Annotated in this window: 5 protein-coding genes; 3 read left to right on the plus strand and 2 right to left on the minus strand. The window is 69.9% G+C overall.

The window, feature by feature from the left end; all coding sequences use genetic code 11:
• The coding region (locus G6020_RS16950) for an amidase family protein (RefSeq protein WP_347238319.1) at window positions 1–800 on the minus strand (800 nt) is incomplete at its 3' end.
• 137 nt (window positions 801–937) lie between these two features.
• On the opposite strand from G6020_RS16950, the gene G6020_RS06085 reads away from it, so the two are divergent.
• Complete coding sequence (locus G6020_RS06085) at window positions 938–1615, plus strand: hypothetical protein (protein ID WP_107746426.1); 678 nt, start codon at window positions 938–940, stop codon at window positions 1613–1615.
• A gap of 25 nt (window positions 1616–1640) precedes the next feature.
• Here the strand turns inward: G6020_RS06085 and G6020_RS06090 are convergent, their stop codons facing one another.
• Window positions 1641–1931, minus strand: a complete 291-nt coding sequence (locus G6020_RS06090; RefSeq protein ID WP_107746429.1) for a DUF1540 domain-containing protein — start codon at window positions 1929–1931, stop codon at window positions 1641–1643.
• Between the two features lie 355 nt (window positions 1932–2286).
• Here G6020_RS06090 and G6020_RS06095 point away from each other — a divergent pair, with 355 nt between their 5' ends.
• On the plus strand, window positions 2287–3876 hold the full coding sequence (locus tag G6020_RS06095; RefSeq protein ID WP_182610001.1) for a carboxyl transferase domain-containing protein: 1590 nt from the start codon (window positions 2287–2289) through the stop codon (window positions 3874–3876).
• 8 nt (window positions 3877–3884) lie between these two features.
• Window positions 3885–5387: biotin carboxylase N-terminal domain-containing protein (locus G6020_RS06100; protein ID WP_182610002.1), on the plus strand; the 1503-nt coding region annotated here is incomplete at its 3' end.

Genomic DNA, 5387 nt, shown 5'->3' on the forward strand with positions numbered 1-5387 from the left:
GAACCCAGTGGCGGGACCCCGACAGGGCGGTATCCGGATTCGAAGGCGGTCAGGAACGCCACGGTGTCGCGAACTGACCGGGTGACCACGGACTGGGAGATGATCGGGATCGGCATGTTCGCCGCGAACTTCTCGTCGGGGTGCCTGCCGCGACTCGGCTTGAACCCCACGAGACCTGTCACCGCCGCGGGGATCCGGATCGACCCACCGCCGTCGTTGGCGTGGGCGATCGGCAGCGCGCCGGCGGCCACCAACGCCGCGGATCCACCCGACGACCCGCCGCTGGTGCGGTCGGTGTCCCACGGGTTGCGGGTGACCAGGCCGCCCTGCCGCTCGGTGGCGGCGGTCCAGCCGAACGGTGGCATCGCGGTGGTCCCCACCGGAATGAGGCCGGTGGCGCGGAAGAGCGGTGCGTAGGGGCCGTCGTGGAGGGCGGGTCGCGCGGGAATCGCTGACGAGCCGAGCGTCATGGGCAGTCCCTCCACCCGGACCGCGTCCTTGAACGCCGACGGCACACCGGAGAGCGGACCGGAGAGCCGGGAGTCCTCGACCCAGGACGCGCGGCGTCGCGCGCGGTCGAAGTCGGTGTGTACCAGGGCGCCCAGGACAGGGTCCACCGCGGCGCAACGGTAGATCGCCGCCTCGACCAGCTCGGTGGGCGAGACCTCCCCCGTGCGGATGCGTTCGGCGAGGGCGGTGGCGTCGTCGTACCCGAGCGCATCGTCCCGGAAGGCGTGGACGCGGCGCGGGCTCGCGGCGGGCGTCATGTCGGCGGCGGCGTCGGCTGTGGTGTCGGTCACGCACCCACTGTAGGGCTCCCCCCTTGACAACGGCCGGGGTTCTCCTGCATGTTAGGTGCACCTTAGTTAGGCGAGCGTCACCTTGTCCTCGCTGCAGCTTCACCGCTGTGTAGCGGGCGACCCGTGGAGGGCAAACGATGGCAGTGCACCCGATCGTGTCGGATCCTGTCGTCACGGGCGCTCGACGGCTACTCGACGGGGCGGGCATCGCCACGATCGCCGTCCGCGGGACCAGGGACCGCTCGGATGTCATGGTCTCCGCGCAGCACCGTTGGATCGGCGGCGGTTCCGTCGTCGTCACCGGGGCCCCCGCACCGTGGTCAGGCCTGATCGTCGAGCCGGGCTCCTCCGTCGAGGTGGTCGTGATGATCGACGAGTTCGCCCCGATCGTCGAGGCGAAGGTACACGTCGCCAGCCTCTACGGCTTCGGTGTGGCTCGTGCCGCGCGTCAGGGCGAGGGGTGGGTCGTCGAGGTCGAGATCGAACTCGGCGAGCTGCAGGTGCGTCGACTCGGGCACGAGGGAACCGTTCTCGCCCGCGACCTGGATTCTGTGCCACCGGATCCCCTGGCCGCCGAGGCGCCCGGTCTCGCGGACGAGATCCGGGCACGCTTCGGGGAGGACCTGGCGATTCTGGCCGGGTCGGGAGACCCGACTCGGCCGCCGTTCGTGCTGGGCGTCGACCCGGACGGTCTCCATCTGCTGACCGCTCTGGGGCGCGACGCCGATGTCGTGCACCTGCCGTTCATGACCCGGGCGGAGTGTGTCGGGGACGTGGTCCGCGAGATGGGCCAGTACGTGGCCCGCGCGAGCTGAACCCGTCCCCTCCGCCTGCGGTGAGCTACGCCGCAGAGTAGGTCAGGCAATCGGCGGTGTCGGCGCCGGAGCCGATCTCCACGGACTCCGCGGAGCAGAGCAGGTCCTTGTTGTGCGTGCACTCGACACGCTGGCACGCGCCGACGTGCGCGCTCGCGGTGGGCAGGCCGCCGCGGACGTCCAGTGAGATGAACGTCCCGCACTCGGCGTGATCAGGCGATCCCGCGACCGTGATGGCCGGGGCCGTGCAGTCCGCGTCGGCGTTGAACGAGCACGTGGTGACGGTGCAGTTGCTGATTCCGGTGAGAGTGGCCATGGCGGTTGCTCCTCGTATCGGTTGTCGTGATCCAGGTTGTCGTGATCCAGCTGGTGGTGATCCAGCTGGTGGTGATCCAGGGGGTGGTGGACCGGTGTGTCGGTCCGTTCGGGTGTCACCGAGTCAACCCGCGATCGCCTCGACTTGCAAGCAAGGAAAGGCTCTGCTATGTCAGGTTAGCCTAAGCACTTGACCTGCGTTTTCTCCGTAATGCCCCTTCCAGGGCCCGGTGTGCCGGGGCGTCCGTTCGCCACCGGGGGGCGGGGGCTGTCCGCGATCCCCTCTGGACTTCTGTGAGCCATGGCACTATGGTCGAACTCAGTTAATCCGACTTAACTGAAAGGGAGCGGCGCTGATGACTTCCGCGACCACCGATCGTTCGACCACCAACCGTCAGGCGCACGAGGAGCTCCTCGTCGACCTCCGCGACCGCCTCGAGCGGGCCGCGCTGGGCGGCGGGGAGAAGGCCCGTGCCCGTCACCTCGAGCGGGGCAAGTTACTCGCCCGCCAGCGCGTGGACGTCCTACTAGACCCTGGTAGCCCGTTCCTCGAGCTCTCCCCGCTGGCCGCTGAGGAGATGTACAGGGGCAAGGCGCCGGGCGCCGGCGTCGTCGCCGGGATCGGGCGCGTCTCCGGCCGCGAATGCCTGGTGATCGCCAACGACGCGACCGTGTCCGGCGGCACCTACTACCCGATGACCGTCAAGAAGCACCTCCGCGGCCAGGAGGTGGCTCTGGCCAACAACCTGCCGTGCATCTACCTGGTGGACTCGGGCGGCGCGATGCTGCTCCAACAGGACGACGTCTTCCCGGACAGGGATCACTTCGGTCGCATCTTCTACAACCAGGCCACCATGTCCGCCCAGGGGATCCCGCAGATCGCCGCCGTCATGGGTTCGTGCACGGCCGGCGGTGCCTACGTCCCGGCCATGAGCGACGAGGCCATCATCGTCCGCAACCAGGGCACGATCTTCCTCGCCGGTCCGCCGCTGGTGAAGGCTGCCACCGGTGAAGAGGTCACCGCCGAGGAGCTCGGTGGTGGCGATCTGCACGCCAAGACCTCGGGCGTGGTGGACCACCTGGCCGACGACGACTACGACGCCCTGATGAAGGTCCGCGAGATCATCGCGACCTGCCCGCCGGCGCCCGAGCCGGACTGGGAGGTGCTCGAGCCCCGCGAGCCCGTTCGCCCGCAGACCGACCTCTACGACCTGGTGCCCGTCGACTCACGGCAACCGTACGACGTGCGCGACATCATCGGCACCGTCGTCGACGGCGGCGAGTTCACCGAGTTCAAGAAGGACTACGGCACGTCGATGGTCACCGCGTTCGCGCGGATCCACGGCCATCCGGTGGGGATCATCGGCAACAACGGCGTCATCTTCTCCGAGTCCGCGCTCAAGGGTGCGCACTTCATCGAGCTGTGCGACCGTCGCAAGATCCCGTTGATCTTCCTGCAGAACATCACCGGCTTCATGGTCGGCCGTCAGTACGAGGCGGGCGGCATCGCCAAGAACGGCGCCAAGATGGTCACGGCCGTGGCGTGCGCGCGGGTCCCCAAGTTCACCATCGTCGTGGGCGGGTCGTTCGGTGCCGGCAACTACTCCATGTGTGGCCGTGCGTACTCCCCGCGGTTCCTCTGGATGTGGCCCAACGCGAAGATCGCCGTGATGGGCGGGCCCCAGGCGGCCGACACCCTCGCCTCGGTGCGCGCGGCGCAGGTCACCAAGTCGGGCGGGGAGTGGACGGACGAGCAGCAGGCCGAGTTCACCGCGCCGATCCGCGAGCAGTTCGAGGAGCAGTCCACCGCGTACTACTCCACGGCCCGACTGTGGGATGACGGGATCATCGATCCCGCCGACACCCGTACCGTCCTCGGCCTGGCCCTCGCGGCCGCCGCCAACGCCCCCCTCCAGCCGGTCAACAACGGCGTCTTCAGGATGTGAGAAACCCCATGTCAGAAGAACAGACCCAGAAGCTCCACACCGTCCTGGTGGCCAACCGCGGTGAGATAGCGTGTCGCGTGATCCGCTCACTGCGGGCTGCGGGCATCCGCTCGGTCGCCGTCTACTCCGACGCCGACGCGGACGCCCTCCACGTGCGCATGGCCGATGCCGCCGTCCGACTGGGCCCCGCCCAGGCCTCGCAGTCCTACCTGGACTTCGAGAAGGTGATCGACGCGTGCCGCCGGACCGGCGGGCAGGCCGTCCACCCGGGATACGGCTTCCTGTCCGAGAACTCGCGGTTCGCGCGGGCACTGGAGGAGGCGGGCCTGATCTTCGTGGGACCGCCGGCCACCGCGATCGAGACCATGGGCGACAAGATCACGGCCAAGGCCGCGGTCTCGGCCCGGAACGTGCCCACCGTGCCCGGGATCTCGCGGCCGGGGCTGACCGACGACGAGTTGGTCGCCGGCGCCGAGGAGGTCGGTTACCCGGTCCTCGTCAAGCCGTCCGCGGGCGGCGGCGGCAAGGGCATGCGCCGCGTGGAGCGACCAGAGGATCTGCGCGCCGCGCTCGACTCCTCCCGTCGCGAGTCGGCGGGGGCCTTCGGCGACGACACGCTGTTCCTCGAGCGCTTCGTCGACACCCCGCGCCACATCGAGGTGCAGGTCCTCGCCGACACCCACGGCAACGTCATCCACCTGGGTGAGCGGGAGTGCTCGCTGCAGCGCCGCCACCAGAAGGTCATCGAGGAGGCGCCCAGCGCGCTGCTCGACGAGGTCACCCGCCAGCGCATCGGTACCGCCGCGTGCGACGCCGCCCGCTCGGTGGGCTACGTGGGCGCCGGCACGGTCGAGTTCATCGTCTCGGCCCACGCCCCGGACGAGTTCTTCTTCATGGAGATGAACACGCGTCTCCAGGTGGAGCACCCCGTGACCGAGATGGTCACCGGCGTCGACCTGGTGGACTGGCAGGTCCGCATCGCCGCCGGCGAGGAGCTGACGTTGCGCCAGGAGGACATCACCCTCACCGGACACGCGATCGAGGCCCGCGTCTACGCGGAGGACCCCGCCAAGGGCTTCCTGCCCACCGGCGGCACCGTGCTCGGGTTGGAGGAGCCCTCGGGCGACGGCATCCGAGTGGACTCCGGGCTGCGCGTGGGCACGGTCGTCGGCAGTGACTACGACCCGATGCTCGGCAAGGTCATCGCCCACGGCACCGACCGCGCCGAGGCGCTGGCCCGTCTCGACGCCGCGCTCGCCGGCACCCACGTCCTGGGCCTGCGGACCAACATCGACTTCTGCCGGTTCCTGCTCTCCCAGCCGGAGGTCGTCGCCGGCGACCTCGACACCGGCCTGCTCGACCGGACGCTCGACAACTACACCGCCACCCCGGCCCCCGAGGGCGCACTGGTCGCCGTGGCCATGCACCGCACCGAGGAACGATGGGCCCGCGTGCCTGCCGCCCGGCGGGGGCCGTGGGACGTGCCCAACGGCTGGCGGGTCGGAGGTCGC

This window comes from Dietzia sp. B19, assembly GCF_014145155.1.
GTDB classification, from domain to species: Bacteria; Actinomycetota; Actinomycetes; order Mycobacteriales; family Mycobacteriaceae; genus Dietzia; species Dietzia natronolimnaea.

Coding starts and splice junctions, on each gene's coding strand:
- G6020_RS06085 (WP_107746426.1), top strand. CDS start 938: ATGGCAGTGCACCCGATCGTGTCGGATCCTGTCGTCACGGGCGCTCGA.
- G6020_RS06090 (WP_107746429.1), bottom strand. CDS start 1,931: ATGGCCACTCTCACCGGAATCAGCAACTGCACCGTCACCACGTGCTCG.
- G6020_RS06095 (WP_182610001.1), top strand. CDS start 2,287: ATGACTTCCGCGACCACCGATCGTTCGACCACCAACCGTCAGGCGCAC.